This window comes from Stenotrophomonas sp. 3diitr2024 (genome assembly GCF_042136455.1).
GTDB classification, from domain to species: Bacteria; Pseudomonadota; Gammaproteobacteria; order Xanthomonadales; family Xanthomonadaceae; genus Stenotrophomonas; species Stenotrophomonas sepilia.
Genome location: NZ_JBHHMJ010000696.1, coordinates 1 through 3,105, shown reverse-complemented (window position 1 = coordinate 3,105; position 3,105 = coordinate 1). Strand labels below are relative to the sequence as shown.

Sequence of the window (3,105 nt, the reverse complement as noted above, 5' to 3'; positions counted from 1 at the left end):
ATCCAGACCGATGCGTCGATCAATCCCGGCAATTCCGGTGGTGCACTGGTCGACCTGCAGGGGCAGCTGGTCGGCATCAATACCGCCAGCTTCAACCCGCAGGGCAGCATGGCCGGCAACTGCGTGATCCTTGCAACGTTCCTGAGGCTGCCGGCCAGCGGCCGGCACTACCGATGGACTACGGCTGCTGCAGTTCCAGCAGCTCGCCCACCAGCCCGACCTCGCCCCGCTCCAGCCACACCCGCAGGCGCGTGCCGTGGTCGATGCGCAGGGCCCAGCACAGCGACATCGGCAGGCCGCAAACCTGCGACAACACCATGCGCAGCGGGCCACCATGGCTGACCACCAGCGTCGGCACCGGATCATCATCATCGAGCAGGCGATCCAGCGCGCGCGCGATACGCCGCTCGAAATGACCCCAGCTCTCGCCGTTCGGCGGCGGGAACGCATGCGGATCGGCATGGAAGGCGGCCAGCGCATCTTCCGGCAGGTCGAACAGCGACTGCCCGTCCCAATCGCCGAAATCCAGTTCTTCCCATTCCTCGTCCGCTTCGACGTCCAGCCCGCGTGGGGTGGCCAGCGCCATCGCCGTGTGCAGGGCGCGCAACCGCGGCGAACTGATCACCCGCTCCCAGCGTTGCCCGGCATAGGCCTCGACCAGCTCCTGCGGCAGGCCGGCCAGCTGCGGTGGATCGCTGCGGCCATCAAGGAACTCATCGCGACCGTTGCCGGCATGGCGGACCAGGTCGAGGATCATGCGTGCGTCCCGGACGGGCGACGCAGGTACAACGGAGAACGGGCAGACATCGGTAACGGCACCACGGGATCGAGCAACCATTCTAAAGGCACAGCAAAGGCAGCCGCGCAGGCGCGACGCAACGGGACGGCCTGCGATGCCGTAGACTGCGCGCACTTCCAGGTGACCTGCGGCCGTGGCCGGCAGGTTGAAACGGGAAGCCGGTGACGCGTGATTCCACGCCAGGCCGGCGCTGCCCCCGCAACGGTAAGCACGTCAGTTCCAGGCAACACCGCCACTGTGCCGCAGGCATGGGAAGGCGCCTGGACGGTGGCCTCGCGCCACCCGGCGGCAAGCCCGGAGACCGGCCCGGAAGCCTCAGGTCGCGATGCGGTGGGCATGGCGCTGGATGACCGTGGCGTGCGCTGCGGCATCGGCGCGTGCCTGCCTTCGCGGCTCCTCCCCTTCGCCACGCGGGCGTGCGTGGCACCTGGAGTCCCCCCATGAAGCTGCAGTCCCGAATGCTGTCCCTGGCCGTACTGGCCGCCCTGCCCGCGCTGGCACAGGCCGCCGATGACACCACCGCGCTCGACCAGATCCTGGTCACCGCCACGCGCACCCCGATCGCCCTGCAGGACAGCATCGCGCCGGCCCAGGTGATCGACCGCGCGCAGATCGAATCCAGCCAGGCCACCTCGCTGCAGGAACTGCTGCGCGGCCGCGCCGGCATCAACCTGACCAATGCCGGCGGGCTCGGCAAGCAGAGCTCGCTGTTCCTGCGCGGCACCAACTCAGGCCACACCGTGGTGCTGGTCGACGGCGTGCGCATCAACAGTGCCGACCTCGGCCTGGCGATGTACCAGGACCTGCCGCTGGCGCAGATCGAGCGCGTGGAAATCGTGCGTGGCCCGCAGTCGAGCCTGTACGGCGCCGATGCCATTGGCGGCGTGATCCAGATCTTCACCCGCCGCAACCAGGGTGATTTCGCCCCGCACTTCCAGCTCGGTGGCGGCAGCAACGGCCTGCGCGAAGCCAGCGGCGGGATCGGTGGCGGGACTGAACGCGGCTGGTTCGGCGCCGACATCGCCTACCAGCATTCCGATGGCATCGATGCCTGCCGCGGCTCGGCAACGCTGTTCACCGGCTGCTTTGCCGACGAACATGACCGCGATGGCTACCGCAACCTGTCCAAGAGCCTGCGCGGTGGCTACACCTTCAACGACCAATGGAACGTGGAAGGCAGTGCATTGCGTGCCGACGGAAAGAACCATTACGACGGCTACTACAACTATTCGGAAACCCGCCAGCAGGTGCTGGCCGGCAAGGTGCGCTACACCCCGTCCGAACGCCTGTCGTTCACCGCCAATGTCGGGCGCAGTGACAACGAGTCGGACAACTTCGGTGACTTCGATGCCCGTGGCAGCGCTCAGACCCACCGCGACAGTGCCTCGCTGCAGGGTGACTTCGCCTTGGCCGAAGGCCAGCTGCTGAGCACCGGCGTGGACTGGAGCGAAGACAACCTGGATGGCAGCAGTGCCGGATATCGGGTCGACAGCCGCCGCAACACCGGCGTGTTCGTGCAGTACCAGGGACGCTTCGGCCGCCACCAGCTGCAGGCCAGCGCGCGCAACGACGACAACCAGCAGTTCGGCAACCACGCCACGGGCAGCCTCGGCTGGGCGATGGAGCTCGGCCACGGCCTGCGTGTCAATGCCAGCTACGGCACCGCGTTCAAGGCGCCGACCTTCAGCGACCTGTATGACCCGTGGAGCGGTGTGCCGACGTTGAACCCGGAGAAGTCCAAGAGCGCCAACCTGGGCGTTTCGCAGCAGGGACAGGGCTGGCACTGGGGCCTGGACGTCTATGAAACCCGCATCGATGATCTGATCACCTACGATGCGGCGACCTTCAGGATGCAGCAGGTGGAGAAGGCGCGCATCCGCGGTGCCGAACTGACCGGTGGCGTGCTGCTGGCCGGCTTCGACATCAACGCCCAGCTGAGCTACACCGACCCACGCAACCGCACCGGCGGCAGCACCCAGTTCGACAACTGGCTGCCGCGTCGTGCACAGCAGACCGCGCGCCTGGACCTCGATCGGCGTTTCGGGGCCTTCCGCGCAGGCCTGACGGTTCAGGGAGCGGGCAAGCGCTATGACGATGCCGCCAACGCGGTGAAGGTGGCGGGTTACGGCACGCTGGATCTGCGCGCCGAGTACGCGCTGACGCCATCGTGGTCGCTGCTGGCGCGTGCCGCCAACGTGTTCGACCGACGATACGAGACCGTGGCGTGGTTCAACCAGCCCGGTCGTGAGTACCAGGTGAGCGTGCGTTACCAGCCGAAATGAAAGAAGGCGCCGGGCATTGCCCGG

2 protein-coding genes, 1 pseudogene and 1 riboswitch are annotated in these 3,105 nt (G+C 67.5%); of the genes and pseudogenes, 2 read left to right on the top strand and 1 reads right to left on the bottom strand.

What is annotated here, in order from left to right:
• Positions 1 to 120: pseudogene (locus ABGA94_RS17875) on the top strand (trypsin-like peptidase domain-containing protein); the annotation flags it as partial.
• 58 nt (positions 121 to 178) lie between these two features.
• Here the strand turns inward: ABGA94_RS17875 and ABGA94_RS17870 are convergent.
• Positions 179 to 757 (bottom strand): histidine phosphatase family protein, encoded by a 579-nt coding sequence (locus ABGA94_RS17870; RefSeq protein WP_065179285.1) that lies wholly within the window; start codon positions 755 to 757, stop codon positions 179 to 181.
• Between the two features lie 143 nt (positions 758 to 900).
• A riboswitch (cobalamin riboswitch) is annotated at positions 901 to 1,124 on the top strand.
• 115 nt (positions 1,125 to 1,239) lie between these two features.
• Between ABGA94_RS17870 and btuB the strand changes: the two genes are divergently transcribed.
• Positions 1,240 to 3,081 (top strand): TonB-dependent vitamin B12 receptor, encoded by a 1,842-nt coding sequence (btuB, locus tag ABGA94_RS17865; RefSeq protein WP_375367868.1) that lies wholly within the window; start codon positions 1,240 to 1,242, stop codon positions 3,079 to 3,081.
• Positions 3,082 to 3,105 lie beyond the last annotated feature (24 nt).